Annotated in this window: 16 protein-coding genes and 1 pseudogene; 15 read left to right on the top strand and 2 right to left on the bottom strand. The window is 65.2% G+C overall.

Features of this window, described 5'->3' with window-relative positions:
* Positions 1 to 6 precede the first annotated feature (6 nt).
* A complete protein-coding gene (purL, locus tag CLU85_RS13730) occupies positions 7 to 4,014 on the top strand; it encodes a phosphoribosylformylglycinamidine synthase (RefSeq protein WP_100410743.1) in 4,008 nt (1,335 codons plus the stop codon).
* A 98-nt stretch (positions 4,015 to 4,112) separates the two neighbouring features.
* Here the strand turns inward: purL and CLU85_RS13725 are convergent, their stop codons facing one another.
* Positions 4,113 to 4,640, bottom strand: a complete 528-nt coding sequence (locus CLU85_RS13725) for a MarR family winged helix-turn-helix transcriptional regulator (RefSeq protein WP_100410742.1) — start codon at positions 4,638 to 4,640, stop codon at positions 4,113 to 4,115.
* A 117-nt stretch (positions 4,641 to 4,757) separates the two neighbouring features.
* Between CLU85_RS13725 and badH the strand changes: the two genes are divergently transcribed.
* The 14 genes and pseudogenes from badH (at position 4,758) to egtB (ending at position 18,900) form a co-directional block, all read left to right on the top strand.
* Complete coding sequence (gene badH, locus CLU85_RS13720) at positions 4,758 to 5,528, top strand: 2-hydroxycyclohexanecarboxyl-CoA dehydrogenase (protein ID WP_100410741.1); 771 nt, start codon at positions 4,758 to 4,760, stop codon at positions 5,526 to 5,528.
* A 49-nt stretch (positions 5,529 to 5,577) separates the two neighbouring features.
* Complete coding sequence (gene badI, locus CLU85_RS13715) at positions 5,578 to 6,360, top strand: 2-ketocyclohexanecarboxyl-CoA hydrolase (protein ID WP_100410740.1); 783 nt, start codon at positions 5,578 to 5,580, stop codon at positions 6,358 to 6,360.
* Positions 6,361 to 6,373: 13 nt separating this feature from the next.
* Positions 6,374 to 7,531: a cyclohexanecarboxyl-CoA dehydrogenase gene (gene aliB, locus CLU85_RS13710; RefSeq protein ID WP_100410739.1), complete on the top strand. Its 1,158-nt coding sequence runs from the start codon at positions 6,374 to 6,376 to the stop codon at positions 7,529 to 7,531.
* Positions 7,532 to 7,596: 65 nt separating this feature from the next.
* Positions 7,597 to 9,237, top strand: a complete 1,641-nt coding sequence (gene aliA / locus CLU85_RS13705; RefSeq protein ID WP_100410738.1) for a cyclohexanecarboxylate-CoA ligase — start codon at positions 7,597 to 7,599, stop codon at positions 9,235 to 9,237.
* A gap of 5 nt (positions 9,238 to 9,242) precedes the next feature.
* Positions 9,243 to 10,055 (top strand): enoyl-CoA hydratase-related protein, encoded by an 813-nt coding sequence (locus CLU85_RS13700; protein WP_100410737.1) that lies wholly within the window; start codon positions 9,243 to 9,245, stop codon positions 10,053 to 10,055.
* A gap of 132 nt (positions 10,056 to 10,187) precedes the next feature.
* Entirely contained in the window at positions 10,188 to 11,039 is an 852-nt protein-coding gene (locus CLU85_RS13695) for a branched-chain amino acid ABC transporter permease (protein ID WP_100410736.1), read from the top strand.
* The gene (locus CLU85_RS13690) at positions 11,036 to 12,079 is read left to right on the top strand and encodes a branched-chain amino acid ABC transporter permease (protein WP_100410735.1); all 1,044 of its coding nucleotides are present in this window, start codon (positions 11,036 to 11,038) and stop codon (positions 12,077 to 12,079) included. The genes CLU85_RS13695 and CLU85_RS13690 overlap by 4 nt, the downstream gene beginning before the upstream one ends.
* Complete coding sequence (locus CLU85_RS13685) at positions 12,076 to 12,795, top strand: ABC transporter ATP-binding protein (protein ID WP_100410734.1); 720 nt, start codon at positions 12,076 to 12,078, stop codon at positions 12,793 to 12,795. The genes CLU85_RS13690 and CLU85_RS13685 overlap by 4 nt, the downstream gene beginning before the upstream one ends.
* Positions 12,792 to 13,496, top strand: coding sequence for an ABC transporter ATP-binding protein (locus CLU85_RS13680; protein WP_100410733.1), 705 nt, complete (start codon positions 12,792 to 12,794; stop codon positions 13,494 to 13,496). The genes CLU85_RS13685 and CLU85_RS13680 overlap by 4 nt, the downstream gene beginning before the upstream one ends.
* 37 nt (positions 13,497 to 13,533) lie before the next feature.
* A pseudogene (locus CLU85_RS13675) lies at positions 13,534 to 14,765 on the top strand (ABC transporter substrate-binding protein).
* A 59-nt stretch (positions 14,766 to 14,824) separates the two neighbouring features.
* A complete protein-coding gene (locus CLU85_RS13670; RefSeq protein ID WP_100410732.1) occupies positions 14,825 to 15,814 on the top strand; it encodes a DUF808 domain-containing protein in 990 nt (329 codons plus the stop codon).
* Positions 15,815 to 15,940: 126 nt separating this feature from the next.
* The gene (locus CLU85_RS13665; RefSeq protein WP_100410731.1) at positions 15,941 to 16,531 is read left to right on the top strand and encodes an OmpW family protein; all 591 of its coding nucleotides are present in this window, start codon (positions 15,941 to 15,943) and stop codon (positions 16,529 to 16,531) included.
* Positions 16,532 to 16,773: 242 nt separating this feature from the next.
* A complete protein-coding gene (gene egtD, locus CLU85_RS13660; protein ID WP_100410730.1) occupies positions 16,774 to 17,691 on the top strand; it encodes an L-histidine N(alpha)-methyltransferase in 918 nt (305 codons plus the stop codon).
* A 12-nt stretch (positions 17,692 to 17,703) separates the two neighbouring features.
* Entirely contained in the window at positions 17,704 to 18,900 is a 1,197-nt protein-coding gene (gene egtB, locus CLU85_RS13655) for an ergothioneine biosynthesis protein EgtB (protein ID WP_100410729.1), read from the top strand.
* Between the two features lie 194 nt (positions 18,901 to 19,094).
* Here the strand turns inward: egtB and CLU85_RS13650 are convergent, their stop codons facing one another.
* Positions 19,095 to 20,378 (bottom strand): O-acetylhomoserine aminocarboxypropyltransferase/cysteine synthase family protein, encoded by a 1,284-nt coding sequence (locus CLU85_RS13650; RefSeq protein WP_100410728.1) that lies wholly within the window; start codon positions 20,376 to 20,378, stop codon positions 19,095 to 19,097.
* Positions 20,379 to 20,536: the final 158 nt, after the last annotated feature.

Raw genomic sequence — 20,536 nt, 5'->3', positions numbered from 1 at the left:
GCTACCGTGACCTTGCACATGACCACGCTGGCGGGCGGCAACGCCCTCAGCACCTTCCGCGCCCAGCAACTTCAACCCGCCCTGGAGGCCATTCACCCCAAGATCAGTGGCATTGCAGCGCGCTTTGTGCACCTGGTGGCCACCGATGCGGCCCCCACGGCCGGAGAGCAAGAACGACTGGCTGCATTGCTGACCTACGGCGATCCGTATGCTGGGCCGGCCGATGGCGCTGCCCTGATCGTCACGCCGCGCTTGGGCACGCTGTCGCCCTGGGCCTCCAAGGCCACTGACATCGCTCGCAACTGCGGCATCGCCATCCGCCGGGTAGAGCGCATCACCGAGTTCCGCATCAGCCTCAAGGCCGGCCTGCTGGGCAAAACGCCCGAGTTGACGCCTGAGCAACTGGCCCAGGTCGCTGCCTTGCTGCACGACCGCATGACCGAATCGGTGGTGGCCGACCGCAGTGCTGCCGCTGCGCTGTTCACAGAGCTGCAGCCTGCGCCCATGGAGCATGTGGACGTGCTGGCCGGTGGTCGCGCTGCCCTGGAGGCCGCCAACACCCGCTTTGGCCTGGCGCTGGCCGACGATGAAATCGACTACCTGGTGACCGCCTTCACGGGCCTGAAGCGCAACCCCACCGACGTGGAGTTGATGATGTTCGCGCAGGCCAACAGCGAACACTGCCGCCACAAGATCTTCAACGCCGAGTTCACCATCGACGGCGTGGCGCAAAGCAAGAGCCTGTTCGGCATGATCCGCAACACGCACCAGCTGGCGCCGCAGCACACGGTGATCGCGTATTCGGACAACGCCTCGGTCATGGAAGGCCACCAGGTCGAGCGATTTGTGGCAAAAATGGCCTCCAGCGCTTATCCATCAAGCGTCAATAGCTATCAAAAAAGTAGTGCCACCCAGCATGTGCTGATGAAGGTGGAAACCCACAACCATCCCACGGCCATCTCCCCATTCCCGGGGGCATCGACCGGTGCAGGCGGCGAGATCCGTGATGAAGGCGCCACCGGCCGGGGCTCCAAGCCCAAGGCGGGCCTGACCGGCTTCACCGTGGGCAAGCTGTGGGGCAGCAACGTGGGCAAGCCCGAGCACATTGCCAGCCCGCTGCAGATCATGGTGGAAGGGCCTCTGGGGGGCGCTGCGTTCAACAACGAGTTCGGTCGCCCCAACCTGACTGGCTACTTCCGCGAGTACGAGCAGGAAGTCGCAGGCGTGCAGCGCGGCTATCACAAGCCCATCATGATCGCGGGCGGTGTGGGTGTGATCGACGCCGAATTGACGACGAAGATCGAATTCCCCGCCGGTTCGCTGCTGATCCAGCTGGGTGGCCCCGGCATGCGCATTGGCATGGGCGGCAGTGCGGCCAGCTCCATGGCCACCGGCACCAACGCGGCCGAGCTGGACTTTGACTCGGTACAGCGCGGCAACCCCGAGATCGAGCGCCGTGCGCAAGAAGTCATCAACCACTGCTGGGCGCAGGGCGCGGCCAACCCCATCCTCGCCATCCACGACGTGGGCGCGGGCGGCCTCTCGAACGCATTCCCCGAGCTGACCAACGATGCAGGCCGTGGCGCACGCTTTGACCTGCGCGCCGTGCAGCTCGAAGAATCGGGCATGGCCCCCAAGGAAATCTGGAGCAACGAGAGCCAGGAGCGCTACGTGCTGGCCATCGCGCCCGAATCGCTGGCGCAGTTCCAGGCCTTTTGCGAGCGCGAGCGCTGCCCGTTTGCCGTGATTGGCTCGGCCACGGAAGAGCGCCAGCTGGTGCTCCACGATCCTGCCGCCACGGCCGCAGACCAGAAGCTGCCCGTGGACATGCCCATGAACGTGCTGCTGGGCAAGCCGCCCAAGATGCACCGTGACGTGAAGACCGTGGTGCGTGAATTCGCGCCCATGGATTTGACCGGCGTGCCGCTGCAAAAGGCCGTGATCGACGTGCTGGCCCACCCCACGGTGGCGTCCAAGCGCTTCCTCATCACCATTGGCGACCGCACCGTGGGGGGGCTGACCCACCGCGACCAGATGGTTGGCCCCTGGCAAGTGCCTGTGGCCGATTGCGCCGTGACGCTGGCCGATTACAAAGGCTTTGCTGGCGAAGCCATGAGCATGGGCGAGCGCACGCCGCTGGCCGCCATCAATGCGCCCGCATCCGGCCGCATGGCCGTGGCCGAGGCGCTGACCAACCTGCTGGCCGCGCCCATCGAGCTGCCGCGTGTGAAGCTGTCGGCGAACTGGATGGCCGCCTGCGGCGAGCCCGGCGAAGACGCTGCGCTGTACGAAACCGTGAAGGCTGTGGGTATGGAGCTGTGCCCCGCGCTGGGCATCAGCATCCCGGTCGGCAAGGATTCGCTCTCCATGCGCACGCAGTGGAACGAAGGCAGTGACAAGAAGAAAGTCACCTCGCCTGTCAGCTTGATCGTGAGCGCCTTCGCCTCGCTGTCGGATGTGCGCGGCACGCTCACGCCTCAGCTGGATGCCGCCGAGGCAGACACCACCCTTGTGTTGGTCGACCTGGGCAAGGGCCAGAACCGCATGGGCGGCAGTATTTTGGGCCAGACGCTGGATCAAAGCGGCGACGTGGTGCCGGATGTGGACGATCCGCAAGACCTGATCAACCTTGTCAACGCGGTGAACGCACTGCGTGCCAAGGGCCAGATCCTGGCCTACCACGATCGCAGCGACGGTGGCCTGCTGGCTGCAGCGGCCGAGATGGCGTTTGCGGGGCATGTGGGCGTATCCCTTAACGTGGACCTGTTGGTGACCGAAGGCGATGGCGTGAGTGACAGCCGCATGGACACGGGCGACGCCAAGAACTGGGCGGGCCAGGTGGGCGCGCGCCGCGACGAACTGACGCTGAAGGCGTTGTTCAATGAAGAACTGGGGGTGCTGCTGCAGGTCAAGACCAGTGAGCGCAACGAGGTGATGCAGACCCTGCGTGAACACGGCCTGTCCAGGTTCAGCCACTTTGTGGGCAAGACGCGTCCTGCGTCGTCCGAGATCGATGCCGGCAAGGGCGAGTTGCAGGTCTGGCGCGATGCCAAGGCCGTGTTCAGCGCGCCGTTGGCTGACCTGCACCAGGTGTGGGATGCCGTGAGCTGGAAGATCTGCCAGCAGCGGGACAACCCCGCCAATGCCGATGCCGAACACGCCGCAGCGGGCGAGCCCACAGATCCCGGCATGCACGTGCACCTCACGTTCGATGCGGCCGACAACGTGGCCGCGCCCTACTTGAATCTGTCCCGCCCCAAGGTCGCCATCCTGCGCGAGCAGGGCGTGAACTCGCATGTGGAAATGGCCTATGCCTTCACCGAAGCGGGCTTTGAGGCGTTCGACGTGCACATGACCGACTTGCAGACCGGCCGCGTCAAGCTCGAAGACTTCAAGGGCGTGGTCGCCTGTGGCGGCTTCAGCTATGGTGATACGCTGGGCGCGGGCATCGGCTGGGCGCGTTCCATCACCTTCAACCCGGTGCTGGCTGCGCAGTTCCAGGGCTTCTTTGGCCGCGCGGACACGTTTGGCCTGGGGGTGTGCAATGGCTGCCAGATGTTTGCCGAACTGGCCGACATCATCCCCGGCGCGCAAGACTGGCCGCGTTTCACCACCAACCAGAGCGAGCGTTTTGAAGCCCGTCTGTCCATGGTTGAAGTGCTGGAGTCGCCCAGCCTGTTCCTGCAAGGCATGGCGGGCAGCCGCCTGCCCATCGCCGTGGCGCACGGTGAAGGCTATGCCAACTTCAAGTTCCGCGGCAACGCGGACAAGGCCGTCGCCGCCATGCGCTTTGTGGACAACCACGGCCGCGCCACCGAGCAGTACCCGTTCAACCCCAACGGCAGCGCCAGCGGCTTGACGGCGGTAACCACGGCGGACGGCCGCTTCACGGCCATGATGCCGCACCCCGAACGCGTGTTCCGCAATGTGCAAACCAGCTGGACGAGCGAAGACCCGTCGCAGTACAGCGGCTGGATGCGCATCTGGCGCAATGCGCGCCAGTGGGTGGGTTGAAGAGACCCCTCCGCCAGCCCTGAGTCGCTTCAAGCCCCTGGGCCTGCACATTGGCAGGCCCAGGGGCTTTTTGTTTTGTGCAGGCGGGGGTGAGGCGCTCAGGGCGTCATCACATCGTCTGCGTCTGCGTCTGAGTCACCACCCACGTCGTTGTCCAGGCGCTTCATGTTGTTCAGGATCTTGAGCAGGTAGTGCAGCGTGTGCGAGATGTCGCTGATGGAGAAGTCCCCCAGCACGTCCTCGTAGTAAGCGTGGATCTGCGGTGTTGCCTGCTCCTCCCACACCTGGCGCCCAGCCTCGGTCATGCTGACGAGGCGAGAACGCCGGTCGCGCCCGTCTGGGGCGCTTCGCACGCGTCCGTCGCGTTCCATGCGGCTGATCAGCCCTGAAAGATTCTGGCGGCTCACCATCAGGTAGCGGGCGAGGTCGCCCACGCTCATCCCGCCCGCAGCCTTGGGGTGCGACAGCGCGCCCAGCACCGCCCACTGCTGCGTCGTCAGGCCCTCTGCAGCCACGGCGCGCGACCCTGTTTTATGCAACATATTTGCACATTGGTACATCCTGAAGAAAACCCGGTTGGCGAGTTCCATGCGTGTCACAAGCTGACGATCATCAGGGTTATCCATGAATTAATCCTTGGTTTTTTTCTTGCGCAGCGTCCTTCTGCTGCTTAATATACGACAACATATTGACTTAAATACTTCTCTTGGTGGCTCAGGCCCCTTAAATTGACGGAGAGCTTCATGCAACGATTTGACGGAAAAACAGTGATCGTGACCGGCGGCGGCGGCGGCATCGGTGGTGCCACTTGCCAGCGCTTTGCCCAAGAGGGAGCCAATGTAGCGGTGTTCGACATGAATCCCGATGCCGCGCAGGCCGTAGTGGACCGCATCACGCAGTCCGGCGGCACGGCGCAGGCGTTTCGCTGCGACATCACGGTGCGCGCCGAGGTGGACGCTGCTGTGGCCGCCGTGCAGCAGGTTTGGGGCGGTATCGATGTGCTGGTCAACAACGCGGGCTGGGACGTGTTCAAGCCATTCACCAAGACCGAGCCCGCGCAGTGGGACAAGCTGATCGCCATCAACCTCACTGGCGCGCTGCACATGCACCACGCGGTGCTGCCGGTGATGGTGGCTGGCGCGAAGGGCGGGCGCATCGTGAACATCTCGTCGGACGCGGCACGCGTCGGCTCGTCGGGCGAGGCGGTGTATGCCGCATGTAAGGGCGGGCTGGTGTCCTTTTCCAAGACCATTGCCCGCGAGCATGCACGTCACGGCATCACGGTGAATGTGGTGTGCCCCGGGCCCACCGACACCGCGCTGTTCGCGGACTACAAGGTCGGCGCGGGCAACCCCGAGAAGCTCGAAGAGGCCTTCAAACGATCGATTCCGCTGGGCCGCATTGGCCAGCCGGGCGACCTTCCGGGCGCGATTCTTTTCTTTGCCAGCGACGACGGGGCGTATGTCACCGGCCAGGTGCTCAGCGTCTCGGGCGGCCTGAGCATGGTGGGCTGACGGCGCAGCCGATGCCCGCATTTTTCTCAACGAACACGGAGTACCTGCCATGAATTTCGAAGACATCCTTTATGAAGTGCGCAATGGCGTGGCCTGGATCACCATCAATCGGCCCGACAAGATGAATGCCTTTCGCGGGCAGACCTGCGACGAGATCATTCGCGCGCTGAACAAGGCGGGCTATGACAAACAGGTTGGCGCCATCGTGCTGGCAGGCGCGGGCGACCGGGCGTTCTGCACGGGTGGCGACCAGTCGGCCCACAACGGCAACTACGACGGGCGCGGCACCATTGGCCTGCCGATGGAAGAGCTGCACACGGCCATCCGCGACGTGCCCAAGCCGGTCATCGCGCGGGTACAGGGCTACGCGATTGGCGGCGGCAATGTGCTGGCCACCATTTGCGACCTGACCATCTGCTCGGACAAGGCCCAGTTCGGCCAGGTGGGCCCCAAGATGGGCTCGGTCGATCCGGGCTATGGCACGGCTTTCCTGGCCCGCGTGGTGGGCGAGAAGAAGGCGCGCGAGATCTGGTACCTCAACCGCCGCTACAGCGGTGCCGAGGCCGTGGCCATGGGCCTGGCCAACTTCTGCTTCCCGCACGACCAGCTCGATGCGGAGGTGCAGAAGATTGGCGAGGAACTGTGCGAGCGCAGCCCCACGGCGCTGGCCATCGCCAAGCGCAGCTTCAATGCCGACACGGCGCACCAGGCCGGCATCGCGGGCCTGGGCATGTACGCGCTCAAGCTGTACTACGACACGGAAGAGTCGCGCGAAGGCGTTGCAGCCCTCACCGAAAAGCGCAAGCCCGAGTTCCGCAAGTACGTCAAGTAAGCAGGACGCCGCGATGAACCCGAACCCCTACCTTGGTGAAGACCTGCAGGCCCTGGCCGCCACGGTGCGCCGTTTTGCGCAGGAGCGTGTGGCGCCCGGCTTTCTGGAGCGTGACCAATCCCGCGTGTTCGATCGGGCGCTGATGCGCGAGATGGGGCAGCTGGGCTTCATCGCCCCCGAGCTGCCCGAGGCGTTTGGCGGCCTGGGCATGGGCAGCTTGGCCGCTGGCGTGATCCATGAAGAAATCGCGCGGGCCGACCTGAGTTTCTCGTACATCAACCTCCTGGCCTCGCTCAACAGCCAGATCCTGTCGCAATACGGCCAGCCCGACGTGGTCGCGCCCTGGCTGCAGAAGATCGTGCAGGGCGAGGCGATCTGTGCCATTGCGCTGACCGAACCCCGGGGTGGCTCGGACGCGGCCAACCTGCGCCTGCGCATCGAGCGTGTGGGGGATGACTATGTGATCAACGGCGAGAAGACCTCCATCTCGGCGGCCGACCAGGCGGACATCACGGTCGTTTTCGGCCGCACCGGCACGCCGGAGTCGGGCGCGCATGGCGTCACGGCCCTGCTGGTACCGATGGACACAGCGGGCGTCACCACCAGCCGGTTCGACTGCCATGGCCAGCGCGCCATCGGTCGCGGCTCGATCTTTTTCGAGAACGTGCGCGTGCCGGCCAGCCACCGGCTGGGCGATGAGAACAAGGGTTTCGTGCAGGTGATGCAGGGCTTTGATTTCTCGCGCTCGCTCATCGGGCTGCAATGCCTGGCGGTGGCCCGGGTGTCGCTGGAAGAAGCCTGGGCCTACATCACCGAGCGCCAGGCTTTTGGCCAGCCACTCTCGGCTTTCCAGGGGGTGACACACCCGCTGGCGCAGTTCGACACCGAGGTGGAAGGCGCGCGCCTGCTGTGCCTGCAGGGCCTGTGGCTCAAGGACCAGGGCCTGCCGCACAGCGCGGAGGCCGGCATGGCCAAGTGGTGGGGCCCCAAGCTGGCCTATGACGTGGTCCACCAGTGCCTGCTGTGCTTTGGCCATGGCGGTTACGACCGCGGGCCGATGGAGCAGCGGATGCGCGACGTGCTGGGCTTCCAGATCGGCGACGGCACGGCGCAGATCATGAAAACCGTCATTGCGCGCGTGCGTGCGGGGCGCAAATTCGTGCCCGCCTAGCCGGGGCATCGCGCCCCTTTTCACCCATCACCCCATAAAAACTGATCCACACCAGGAGACAAACCATGGAATTCGACGCCGTACTGCTGCCACCGCGCCGCGCGCGCATGATCGCCCAGGGGTTCTGGCACGACCGCACCATCAACGACGAACTCGACGCCTGCCTGGCGCAATGCCCTGACAAGCTGGCGTTGACGGCGGTGCAGGTGGAGTCCGGCGAGGTGACGCAGTTCACCTACCGCGAACTGGCCCGCCTCGCCGACCGCATTGCCGTGGGCCTGGCGCGGCTGGGCGTGCAAAAGAACGACATCGTGGCCTGCCAGCTGCCCAACTGGTGGCAGTTCACGCTGACCTACCTGGCCTGCTCGCGCATCGGCGCGGTCATGAACCCGCTGATGCACATCTTTCGCGAGCGCGAGCTGTCGTTCATGCTCAAGCACGGCGAGGCGAAGGTGCTGATTGCACCCCGAAGTTTCCGCGGCTTTGACTTTGAGGCCATGGCCACCGGCCTTCAGGCCAGCCTGCCCGACCTGAAACACCTGGTCATCGTGGGCGGCACCGGCGCCAACAGTTTCGACGCGCTGCTAAGTGGCCCCCGCTGGGAAGACGAGCCCGACGCGCAGGACATCCTCACACGCCACCGGCCCGGCCCGGACGAAGCCACGCAGCTCATCTACACCTCGGGCACCACCGGCGAGCCCAAGGGCGTGATGCATTCGGCCAATACCCTGATGGCCAACATCGTTCCCTATGCGCAGCGGCTGCGCCTGGGGTCGGACGACACGGTGCTGATGGCCTCGCCCATGGCGCACCAGACGGGGTTCATGTACGGACTGATGATGCCCATCATGCTGCGCACGGGCGTGGTGCTGCAGGACGTGTGGGAGCCGAAGAAGGCGATTGCGCTCATCCAGCAGCACAAGGTCAGCTTCACCATGGCCTCGACGCCGTTCCTGACCGACCTGGCCAAGACCGTGGCCGAGACCGGGCAGGTCGTGCCCAGCCTGCGCACTTTTCTGTGTGCCGGGGCGCCGATCCCCGGCCCGCTGGTCGAGCAGGCGCGGGCTGCACTGGGCGCCAAGATCGTTTCCGCCTGGGGCATGACGGAAAACGGCGCAGTCACCACCACCCAGCTCGACGATGACGACGAGCGTTCGGTGGCTACGGATGGCTGCCCGCTGCCGGGCGTCGAGATCAAGGTGGTCGATGTGGACGGCACGGCGCTGCCTGCGGGCGAGACGGGCAAGCTGATGCTGCGCTCGTGCTCCAACTTTGGCGGCTACCTGCACCGACCCCACCTCAACGGCACGGACGCCGACGACTGGTTCGACACCGGCGACCTGGCGCGCATCGACGAGCGGGGTTATGTGCGCATCACCGGCCGCAGCAAGGACGTGATCATCCGCGGCGGTGAGAACATTCCGGTGGTCGAGATCGAATCGCTGCTGTACCGCCACCCTGGCGTCGCGATGGCGGCCATCGTGGCCTACCCCGATGAACGCCTGGGCGAGCGGGCCTGCGCCGTGGTGGTGCCCAAGCCGGGGCAGACGCTGGACCTGGCGGCCATCCAGGACTTCCTGAAGGCGCAGAAGGTGGCGGTGCAGTACATCCCCGAGCGGCTGGTGGTGTCCGAAACGATGCCCACGACTCCATCCGGAAAGATCCAGAAGTTCAAGCTGCGCGAAATGATGCGCAGCAAGGATTGAGTGCGATGCAAGCCTCCGACACAGCAGGGCACGCATCCCCTGCGGCAGCGGCGCTGGTCCGCCAGGAGCGGCACGGCCGCGTGGCGCTCATCACCCTCAACCGCCCGGCGCAGTTCAACGCGCTGAGCGATGCACTGATGGACGCATTGGGTGCAGCGCTGCTGGCCGCCGATGCCGATGCCTCCGTGGGCGCCATCGTGATCACCGGCAACGACAAGGCCTTTGCCGCGGGCGCCGACATTGACGCCATGGTGGACTGGGGCCACGCCGAGGTGGTGGAGCGCGCCTTCATCACCCGCAACTGGGAAACCATTCGCCAGGTGAAGAAGCCCGTGCTGGCGGCGGTGGCAGGTTTTGCCCTGGGCGGAGGCTGTGAGCTGGCGCTGGCCTGCGACATCATCGTCGCGGCCGAGTCGGCACGCTTTGGACTGCCCGAGATCAAGCTGGCAATGCTGCCCGGCGCGGGCGGCACACAGCGCCTGCCGCGTGCCATCGGCAAGGCCAAGGCGATGGACATGGCGCTGTCGGCGCGGTTGCTGGGCGCCGAAGAGGCCGACCGCTACGGCCTGGTCTCGCGCGTGGTGCCCGATGCGCAGCTGCTCGACGCCACGCTGGCGCTGGCCACGCAGATCTCCGCCTATTCCACACCGGCGCTGGCGGCCATCAAGGAGTCGGTCAACCGCGCCTGGGAGAGCTCGCTCAGCGAGGGGATTCTTTTCGAGCGCAGGGCGCTGTACGCGCGTTTTGCCAGCCACGACGCCCACGAAGGCATGCGTGCGTTTCTTGACAAACGGGCGCCGCAGTTCGAGCACCGCTGACCCGCAGGAGGATAGGACACCGATTTTCAAGGCTTTTAGGCCTCTAGCGCTTATCAATAAAGCGCTGATAGCTATTAAAAATATAGCGCGCGGGCGTGTTTGCGCCGCAGCCCGCCGCAAGGAGACAACAACATGCTGGCGATCAACCTCTTCAACGGACTGGTGTACGGGGCCTTGCTCATCGTGATGAGCTCGGGCCTGGCGCTGATCTATGGCCTGCGGCGCGTGGTGAACTTCGCGCACGGGGCGCTGTACATGCTGGGCGCCTACATCGGTTATTCGGTGGCCATCCACAGCAACTTCTGGGTGGCGCTGGTGGCCGCGCCGCTGGTGATGGCGGTGGTGGGCGTACTGCTCGACCGCTACGCGTTTCGCCTGCTGCAGGACCAGGAGCCGCTCAACGTGATGCTGGTCACCTTCGGCCTGCTGCTCATTTTGGAAGACCTGGTGGCCTTCATCTGGGGCAAGGGCAACTACTCGCTGTTCACCCCCGAGCTGCTGGCGTTTTCCGTGAAGTTCATGGGGCATGACCTGCCCGCCTACCGCATCGGTGTGATGGTGGTGGGCGCGGCCGTGGCGGTGGGGCTCACGCTGTGGCTGCGCTGGTCCAAGGTGGGCCTCTTTGTGCGCGCGGCCAGCACCGACCCGGTCACCACCGCCATGCAGGGCGTCAACACCGACCGGCTCAGTGCGGCGGTGGTGGGGCTGGGCAGCGCGCTGGCCGGCCTGGCGGGCGTGGTCGCGGCGCCGTTTCTGTCGCTGTCGCCGCACATGAGTTCAGACGTGCTGATCGACTCTTTTGTGGTGGTGGTTATTGGCGGCCTGGGCTCGCTGGCCGGGGCCTTTGTGGCGGCGCTGCTGCTGGGCATGATGCAGGCGCTGGGCGCGGTCTACCTGCCCGAGGTGTCGGTGCTGCTGCCGTTCATCTTCATGATCGCGGTGCTGATCTGGAAGCCCTCGGGTCTGGCCGGGAGCCGCACATGACCGGTGTTGCGCGCGTTTCGGACGGTGGCCTGGGCCGCCTGCTGGCCCTGTCGCTGCTGGCCTTGCTGGCGGGGGGCGCTATTTTGCTGCTGACCCGCTCGACCAGCCTGCTGGGCATGTTCACCCAGGCGGTGATCTACGCCATCTTTGCCCTGGGCGTGGGCGTGCTGCTCAAGCAAAACGGGCTGGTGAGCTTTGGCCACGCGCTGTACTTCGGCGCGGCAGGCTACGGCATGGGCGTGGTGCTCACGCTCGGCTGGATGCCCGCCGAATGGGCGCTGCTGTCGGTGCTGGTGGCCCTGGGCGTGGCCGCCTTTGTGGTGGGCCTGGTCATCGTGCGCGTGCCGGGCATTGCCTTTGGCATGTTGACGCTGGCGATCGGGCAGATGGCTTATCTGCTCGCCGCCCGGGCGCGGGGGATCACGGGCGGGGCGGACGGAATGAACATTCCGTGGCCGTCCACGCTGTTCGGTGTGCCGCAGTCGCTGTTGCTCAAGCCGGGCAACCTGTTCATGCTGTCGTGGGTGCTGCTTGTGGTGGTGACCTTCGTGCTGCTGTGCATCCTGCGCACCCGCTTCGGCGCGGTGACTGAAGCCATCCGCGACAACGAGGAACGCGCCCGCTTCATCGGCATCCGCACCACGGTGCCGCGTGCGCTGGTGTATGCGCTGTCGGCGGTGGTGACCGGCATTGCGGGCCTGCTGTCGTCGCTCAACACCGGCTTTGTCTCGCCGGAGAGCCTGCACTGGAGTGTGTCGGCCATCACGCTCTTGATGGTGGTGGTGGGCGGCTTCAAGCGGCCTATCGGCCCCATCGTCGGCGCCATCCTCTATTTCCTGTTCAAGGACCTATTGGGCGAATACGCCACGCATTCCATGGCGATCTTCGGCGCGGCCCTGATTGCCGTGATCGTGTTCTCGCCCGACGGCATCACCGGCGCGGTGGAGCGCCTGTTGCGGCGCGGGTTTTCGCGCGGCGGCAGTGTGGGTGGTGCGGGCGGTGCCAGCGACCCGGCTGCAGCACAGGGGGGCAAGCCATGAGCGCTTATGTACTGGAAGTGGTGGATGTCGCCATCCACTACGGCGGGGTGAAGGCGCTCGATGGCGTGGCGCTGACACTGGAAAAAGGCCAGATCCGGGGCCTCATCGGGCCCAACGGCGCGGGCAAATCCACCGTGATCGACGCCATCACCGGCCGCCGCCCGCTCACGCGCGGCAGCGTCCGCCTGGCGGGCGAGGACGTGAGCCATCTCGGCGCGGTCGAGCGGCGCAAGCGGGGGCTGTCGCGCAGTTTCCAGCGCACCAGCATCTTTGGTGGCATGGGGGTGCGCAAGCAGGTCGAACTGGCCTCACACCTGATGGGCGTGGCCGATTCGGCAGCGGACGCCGATGCCGTTTTGCAGGAGCTGGACCTGGCCCAGTTCGGCGACATGCTGGCCGAAGACCTGGGCTATGGCGAGCAACGCCGGCTGGACCTGGCGCTGGCGCTGGTGGGCCGCCCCCAGCTGCTGATGCTGGACGAACCCATGGCCGGCCTGTCCGTCAAGGAGTCACATGACCTGGCCCGGCACCTGCAGGCGCTGACCGCGCGCTGGGAGGTGTCGGTGCTGCTGGTGGAGCACGACATGGATGTGGTGTTCGGCATCTCCGACGCGGTCACCGTGTTCGAGCTGGGCCGTGTGATTGCTGACGGCGCGCCCGCCCAGGTGCGCGCCGACCCGCGCGTGCGCGAAGCCTACCTGGGGAGTGCCGCGTGAGCGCTTTATTGACACTGGACGGCGTGCACGCCTACTACGGCACGGCCCACATCCTGCACGGGCTCAGCCTGGCGGTGCACCCGGGCGAGCGTGTGGCCCTCATCGGGCGCAACGGCGTGGGCAAGACCACGGTGGTCAACACCGTTTTGGGCCTGGCCCAGATGAAAAGCGGCCAGCTGGCCGTAGGGGGCAAGCCGGTGAAAAAACCCCGCCCCTATGTGGCCGCAGCCCACGGCGTGGCCGTGGTGCCGCAGGGCCGGCGCATCGTGGCCAACCTGACGGTGCAGGAGAACCTGCAACTGGGCGCCGCCGTGGGCCGCAAGGGGCCCTGGGGCCTGGCGCAGGTTTACCAGCTGTTCCCCATCCTGCAAGAGCGCGCCCTGACGCCGGGCACGGCGCTGTCGGGCGGGCAGCAGCAGATGCTGGCCGTGGGCCGCGCGCTGATGGCCAACCCGGACCTCATCCTGCTCGACGAACCGACCGAAGGCCTGGCCCCGGTCATCGTCGACCAGCTCGCCGACATCTTCAACCAGGTGGCCGCGCAGGGCACCGCGTTGCTGCTGATCGAGCAGAACCTGAGCCTGGTGGTGCGCGTGGCGCACCGCTACCTGGCCATGGCCAAAGGTTCGGTGGTGGCGTCGGGCACGGTGGAGCAGGGCGCTGAGGGCCTGAGGGCGCTGGAAGAACACGTGATGGTGTAGCGCGCGCACCGCAAGTGCGCAGGGAGTGTTTGTGGCGATGGTGTGGCAGCCGGGCCTTTCCGGCCAATTCAAGGAGACAAAAATGTTCAAGACCTCGCGGATTCAACAACTGCTGGCGGGCGTGGTGCTCGTGGCTGCACTGCCCCTGACGGCGGCGGCGCAAGACAAAGAGCCGCTCAAAATCGGTCTGGTGACGTCCAAGTCCGGGCCGTTTGCGACCATGGGCGCCGATGTGCTCAACGGCATCCGCTTTGCGGTGGAAGAAGCCAACGCCAAGGGGGGGTGGACGGCCGCAAGATCGTGGCGGCCGAAGGCGACGACGAGAGCAACCCCGATGCCGGCCGCCGCGCCGCCGAGAAGCTGGCCCGCGATGGCCACAACCTGCTGATCGGCCCCATCACCTCGTCGATCTCGCTCGCGATCAGCGCCAACCTGGCGCGTTGGGATGCTGCCTTCATCGGCACCATCAGCAAGGCAGACAAGCTCACGCAGGATGCTTGCAGCCCGCGCTTCATTCGCACCAACCATTCGGATGCGATGGACCTGGCCATGATCAACGAATGGGTCAAGGGCATCCCGGGCAACAACTTCGCCATCATGGCGGCCGACTATGTGTGGGGCCAGGATTCGGCCAAGTCGTTCGAGGCGGCAGTGACGGCACAGGGCAAGAAGGTAACGACCAAGCTGTTCGTTCCGCTGGGCACCAAGGACTACGCGCCCTACATCCAGCAGATCAAGGCCGCCAATGTGGATGCGATCTGGGTGGCAGACGTCTCCGGCGCCATTGCCTTTACCAAGCAGGCGGCGGACTTCGCCCTGATTCCCAAGACACCGCTCATCGGCCACGCGCTGCTGTCGAACTTCGTGGTCAATGCCACCGGTCAGTCCTTGACCAACGTGCCCGGCAACGTGGGTTACACGCCAGACATTGACACGCCCCAGAGCAAGGCGTTCGCTGCCGCGTTCAAAACCAAGCACAACCGGCTGCCGTCCGACACCGAAGGCCAGGCCTACAACGGTGCCATGGTGTTGTTCCAGGGTGTCACGCTGGCCAAGAGCGTGCAGCCCGAAGCCGTGACCAAGGCACTGCGCGGAGCCACGGTGGACACGCTGTATGGCAAGGCGACCATCCGCCCTGCGGACAACCAGCTGCTGATTCCCAACTACGTGGCACGCGTCAAGATGGCGGACGGCACGCTGCGCCCGGTGATCGAACAGAGCTACCCCGCCAGCATCACACCGCCGGCATCGCCGCTGTGCAAGATGTGATCGTGGCCCAGGCCGGGCCGACCCCATAATCGGCGCTCCTATCCTTTCGGAGCCCTCTTATGGCCGGTGCCAGCCTTCTGACTCTGCTCGACGATATCGCCACCATCCTCGACGATGTGGCCTTGATGACGAAAGTGGCCGCCAAAAAGAGCGCGGCCATGGCCGACGATGTGTCTGTCATGACCAAGGTGGCTGCGCAGAAGACGGCTGGCGTACTGGGCGATGACCTGGCACTCAACGCCCAGCAAGTCACCGGGGTGCGCGCCGAGCGCGAGATTCCTGTGGTCTGGGCAGTGGCCAAGGGCTCGTTCATCAACAAGGTGATCCTAGTGCCCGCGGCGCTGCTGATCAGTGCCTTTGCGCCCTGGGCAGTCACGCCGCTGTTGATGATTGGCGGTGCTTTTCTGTGTTTTGAGGGCTTTGAGAAGGTGGCGCACAAGTTGTTGCATGCGCAACACGAAGATGAGGCCGAACACGAAAGCCATGCCAAGGCCAACGCCAACCCGGCGGTGGATCTGGTGGCCTTCGAAAACGACAAGATCAAGGGCGCTGTGCGCACCGACTTCATCCTGTCGGCTGAAATCATCGCCATCACCCTGGGTACCGTGGCCGCTGCGCCCTTTGTGCAGCAGCTGACCGTGCTGTCGGGCATCGCGATCATCATGACCATCGGTGTGTATGGGCTGGTAGCGGGCATCGTCAAGCTCGACGACTTGGGCCTGTGGCTCAACAACAAGGCCAGCAGCGCAGCGCGCGCTCTGGGCTCTGGCATCCTGCGTGCGGCACCCTGGCTGATGAAGGGCCTCTCTATTGCGGGCACTGCGGCGATGTTTCTGGTGGGCGGCGGCATTCTGGTGCACGGCGTACCTGTGTTGCACCATGCGGTTGAGGCTGCGGGCGCGGCGGCGGCGCAATGGCCCGTGGGCGGGCTGTGGGCGGTGCTGGTGCCCAACCTGATCAATGCCGTGGTGGGGATTGTGGCCGGTGGCCTGGTGCTCGTGGGGGTTACGCTGGTACAGCGTCTGCGCGGCAAGTCCACAGATCAATAGTGGGTACTCCTTGATGTATGTCTAAGGGTTAGTACGGAGGCCTTGATGTAAGGCAAGGCCGGGTGGGGGCTGCAGCGGTTCAATGCATGCACGGGGGTCGTCCCCGTCCAACCGATGCGAAATACCATGAAAAAAAACCTGCTGGCTGTCGCCGTTCTCTGTGCCCTGTCTTCTGGCGCTGCCTTCGCGCAACAGGCTGAAGGCCCCTGGATGGTCCGTGCACGCGTGGTGCACCTGGACAGCGCCAACAAGGACAGCACGCCCCTGGGCCTGTCGGTCAACGACAAGACCATCCCTGAAGTGGATGTCACGTACTTTTTCAACAAGAACGTTGCGGCCGAACTGATTCTCACCGTGCCCCAAAAGCACACCCTCAGCGCTGCCGGCACTGCCATCGGTACGCTCAAGCACCTGCCACCCACACTGTTGCTGCAATACCACTTTGAAGCCGCCGGCTTCAAGCCCTATGTGGGCGCGGGTTTGAACTACACGCGTTTCTCCAGCGTGAACCTGCCCGCTGGCGTGGACATTGACCGCAACAGCTTCGGCCCCGCGCTGCAAGTGGGTGTGGACATCCCGCTGGCCAAGAACCTGTACCTCAACTTCGACGTGAAGAAGGTTTTCATCAAGACCGACGTGAGCGCAGGTGGTGCCAAGCTGGGCACCTTCAAGGTAGACCCCGTTCTGGTGGGCGTGGGTCTGGGCTGGCGCTTCTAAGGAGGGTGGGGGCCATATGGCCCCCACATTCCTGACAGCGAGAGTTCTCCAAGGGAAAAAGGGCTGGCGCACAGGCGCCAGCCCTTTTTTTGTGGGTGGGGAAATGACCTACACACAGGCATTGGTGAGGCAACGCACAATGGAACATTGGTATGGGGGGCGTGCATGGTGCGCGCGCCCCTGGTGCCTCTGCCTTTGTTGACTACCCGGCGGCGCTGCCGCACCCAACGTTTCCCTGAATCATGCTCATGCCTCGCCACGCCGACATCACGCACGGTCTGACCCAGCGGCCCGCGCGCATCTCTCCCAAATACTTCTACGACCAGCACGGCTCTCAGCTCTTTGAGGCCATTACACGGCTGCCAGAGTATTACCCCACGCGTACCGAAGTGGGGTTGATGCAGGCGCATGCGGCCAGCATTGCGGGCGCGGTGGGCCCTGGCCGCACCCTGATCGAACTGGGCGCGGGCAACTGCCAGAAGGCCCGCACCCTGTGCCGTCTGGTGCAGCCGGCCTGTTTTGTGGGGGTTGATATCTCGGCAGACTTTCTGGAGGCGGCCGTGCAGGGGCTTCGTGATGACTTCCCTGCGCTGGACGCACGCGCCGTGGGTGGCGACATGACCCTGGGCGTGGCGCTGCCCAATGACATTCCCCGCACCGGACGGCTGGTGTTTTACCCGGGCTCCTCCATCGGCAACTTCGATCCGCCGCATGCGCTGGAGCTGCTAACCCATATGCGTGAGCTGATTGAGGACGACGGCGGGTTGCTCATCGGTATCGATCTGCCCAAGGATGTGGCGGTGCTGGAGGCTGCGTACGACGATGCTGCCGGTGTAACGGCGGAGTTCAACCGCAACGTGCTGCGCCATGTGAACCGCTTGATCGGCAGCGACTTCGACCTAGAACAGTGGCAGCACCGGGCGTTCTTCAATACCGAGGCGTCGCGCATTGAAATGCACCTGGAGGCCGTGTCCGATACCGAGGTGCGCTGGCCCGGCGGCGGTCGAAGGTTTGACCAGGGGGAGCGCATCCACACTGAAAACAGCTACAAATACCCATTGCCCGTGTTCACCGACATGCTGGCGCGTGCAGGTTTCGCGCAGGCCCAGGCATGGACGGACGAGCGGGGATGGTTTGCGGTGGTGCATGCCCGCCCCTAACGGTTTTCTCAAATGACCATGACCTCCTGCGCGCTGCCATTCCGCTATGTCGACGTGCGCAACCGTTCGGTGGCTTTGGCTGCCCCCCTTTCTGCCGAGGACTGTGGCGCGCAGTCCATGCCGGACGCCAGTCCCACCAAATGGCACCTGGCCCACACCACCTGGTTTTTTGAAACCTTTGTGCTCGAATCTCATGAGCCGGGGTTTGCACCGTTTGCGCCCGCGTTCCGGGTGCTGTTCAACTCCTATTACAACGGTGTGGGTGCCAAGCACCCGCGCCCCCAGCGCGGGCTGCTCACGCGCCCTTCTCTGGATGAAGTGCTGGCCTACCGGGCCGACGTGGATGCCCGCATGGCGTGCCTGTGGCCCACGGTGGCGCACGATGCTGCGCTGTGCGCCCTGGTCGGGCTGGGCCTGCAGCATGAGCAGCAGCACCAGGAGCTGATGCTCACCGACATCCTGCACCTGCTGTCTTGCAACCCCTTGTTTCCGGCCTATGCCGATGCTTCAGCGGCTGTGATGCCAGAGGCTGCCGAAGCGATGGCGTGGCAACCCTTTGAGGGGGGGCTGACTGAGATCGGCCACGCGGGCAGCGGTTTTGCCTTTGACAACGAGGGCCCGCGCCACCGGGTGTATCTGCGCCCCTACGTGCTGGCCTCGCGGCTGGTGACGCAAGCCGAGTACCTGGCGTTTGTGGAAGGTGGCGGCTACCGCAATCCGCTGCTCTGGCTGGCCGAAGGCTGGGACTGGCGGGCGGCGCTGGGGCTGGAGCAGCCGCTGTACTGGCATCGCATCGATGGGGCCTGGCACCAATTCACGCTGGCCGGCCTGCAGCCGTTGCAGGGCAACCAGCCGGTGCTGCATCTGTCGTACTACGAAGCCGATGCCTACGCGCGCTGGGTGGGCGCGCGCCTGCCCACCGAGGCTGAATGGGAGCATGCGGCCGCGCAGGCTACCTCTGGCATGGCGCAGTGGCAAGGCGCTGCCTGGCAGTGGACGCAGTCCAGCTATGCGCCATACCCAGGCTTTCGGGTGGCCGAAGGCGCAGTGGGTGAGTACAACGGCAAGTTCATGGTCAACCAGTACGTGCTGCGGGGCTCGTCCAGCGCCACACCCCCGGGACACGAGCGGCTGACCTACCGCAATTTCTTCCCGGCCACGGCGCGCTGGCAGTTCACCGGCATCCGGTTGGCACGCGACCTTGGCTGAATGTGGCCAGCGCCCGGCGCGGGTTGCCATAGCCCCGCCTCGCGTCGGCAGGCTCGGCAACGCCTTTGTGCGTTTTTGCTATTGAATATATAGCTGGTGGCGCATATTCCACAAGCGCTTGGGTGCAAAAAGCCTCAAAAATGGGATGAAGGGTGCCTGGCCATGCGCTTTGGAGGCGCATGGCCATTCGCACATCACACCTTGTCGAGTGCCTGCGCCAGGTCGGCCTGCAGGTCGCTGATGTGCTCAATGCCCACCGACAGCCGCACCATGCCCTCGCTCACGCCCGCCTTGGCCAGCTCTTCAGGGTTGAGCTGGCGGTGGGTGGTCGATGCGGGGTGCGTGGCGAGGGACTTCGCATCGCCGATGTTGACCAGGCGCGTGAAGAGCTGCAGTGCGTCCAGGAAGCGGGCGCCTGCGGCGCGCGGGTCGGCATCGCTGTTCTTCACGCCAAAGCTCAAAATGCCCGAGGCCTTGCCGCCCGACTGGCGTTGCACCAGCGCGTGGTCCGGGTGGTCGGGCAGACCGGCGTAGCGCACCCATTCCACCTTGGAGTGGCTTTGCAGGTACTTGGCAATGGCCAGCGTGTTGTCGCAGATGCGGTCCATGCGCAGCGCCAGGGTTTCGATGCCTTGCAGGATCAAGAACGCGTTGAGCGGTGCCAGCGCGGCACCCGTGTTGCGCAGTGGCACCACGCGCGCCCGGCCGATGAAGGCGGCTGGGCCCAGGGCCTCGGTGTAGACCACGCCGTGGTAGCTCACATCGGGCTCATTCAGGCGCGGGAAGCGTGCCTTGTGCTCGGCCCACGGGAACTTGCCGCTGTCCACGATGGCGCCGCCCACGCTGTTGCCGTGGCCGCCCAGGTACTTGGTGAGCGAGTGCACCACGATGTCGGCGCCGTGCTCGATGGGGCGCAGCAGGTAGGGGCTGGGCACGGTGTTGTCGACGATCAGCGGAATGCCGTGCGCATGGGCCACGTCGGCCAGGGCGCGGATGTCCGTCACGTTGCCCAGCGGGTTGCCGATGGACTCGATGAAGATGGCCTTGGTGCGCGCATCGATGTGCTGCGCAAAACTGGCCGGGTCGCGCGGGTCGGCAAAGCGCGTGGTAATGCCCTGCTGGGGCAGCGTGTGGGCAAACAGGTTGTAGGTGCCGCCATACAGCGTGCTGGCCGACACGATGTTGTCGCCCGCCTCGGCAATGGTCTGAATGGCATAGGTGATGGCTGCCATGCCCGAGGCTACTGCCAACGCGGCGATGCCGCCTTCGAGCGCCGCGACGCGCTTTTCAAGCACGTCGGTGGTGGGGTTCATGATGCGGGTGTAGATGTTGCCCGGCACCTTCAAATCGAACAGGTCCGCACCGTGCTGGGCGCTGTCAAACGCGTAGGCCACGGTCTGGTAGATGGGCACGGCCGCGGCCTTGGTGGTGGGGTCGGGGCTGTAGCCTGCGTGGACGGCCAGGGTTTCGATGTGCATGGGTGCTGTCTCTTTCGTTGAAGGAATGGAAGTGGAACAACGGGGCTCAGCCCATTGCTGGACGAGGCTCGATGTGCCGATGGCGCGGGCCATTCTGGCACCCTGGACCCGTGGCGTCATCGAATCGTTGGCTATGTGCTTATGACGCTCTTGTGCGC

Origin of the sequence: Acidovorax sp. 69, assembly GCF_002797445.1 — a bacterium.
GTDB lineage: Bacteria > Pseudomonadota > Gammaproteobacteria > Burkholderiales > Burkholderiaceae_C > Acidovorax.
Note: the sequence above shows the minus strand (reverse complement) of the source record. Positions and strands in the feature narration are given on the sequence as shown.

Coding starts and splice junctions, on each gene's coding strand:
- CLU85_RS13725 (WP_100410742.1), bottom strand. CDS start 4,640: ATGGATAACCCTGATGATCGTCAGCTTGTGACACGCATGGAACTCGCC.
- badH (WP_100410741.1), top strand. CDS start 4,758: ATGCAACGATTTGACGGAAAAACAGTGATCGTGACCGGCGGCGGCGGC.
- badI (WP_100410740.1), top strand. CDS start 5,578: ATGAATTTCGAAGACATCCTTTATGAAGTGCGCAATGGCGTGGCCTGG.
- aliB (WP_100410739.1), top strand. CDS start 6,374: ATGAACCCGAACCCCTACCTTGGTGAAGACCTGCAGGCCCTGGCCGCC.
- aliA (WP_100410738.1), top strand. CDS start 7,597: ATGGAATTCGACGCCGTACTGCTGCCACCGCGCCGCGCGCGCATGATC.
- CLU85_RS13700 (WP_100410737.1), top strand. CDS start 9,243: ATGCAAGCCTCCGACACAGCAGGGCACGCATCCCCTGCGGCAGCGGCG.
- CLU85_RS13695 (WP_100410736.1), top strand. CDS start 10,188: ATGCTGGCGATCAACCTCTTCAACGGACTGGTGTACGGGGCCTTGCTC.
- CLU85_RS13690 (WP_100410735.1), top strand. CDS start 11,036: ATGACCGGTGTTGCGCGCGTTTCGGACGGTGGCCTGGGCCGCCTGCTG.
- CLU85_RS13685 (WP_100410734.1), top strand. CDS start 12,076: ATGAGCGCTTATGTACTGGAAGTGGTGGATGTCGCCATCCACTACGGC.
- CLU85_RS13670 (WP_100410732.1), top strand. CDS start 14,825: ATGGCCGGTGCCAGCCTTCTGACTCTGCTCGACGATATCGCCACCATC.
- CLU85_RS13665 (WP_100410731.1), top strand. CDS start 15,941: ATGAAAAAAAACCTGCTGGCTGTCGCCGTTCTCTGTGCCCTGTCTTCT.
- egtD (WP_100410730.1), top strand. CDS start 16,774: ATGCTCATGCCTCGCCACGCCGACATCACGCACGGTCTGACCCAGCGG.
- egtB (WP_100410729.1), top strand. CDS start 17,704: ATGACCATGACCTCCTGCGCGCTGCCATTCCGCTATGTCGACGTGCGC.
- CLU85_RS13650 (WP_100410728.1), bottom strand. CDS start 20,378: ATGCACATCGAAACCCTGGCCGTCCACGCAGGCTACAGCCCCGACCCC.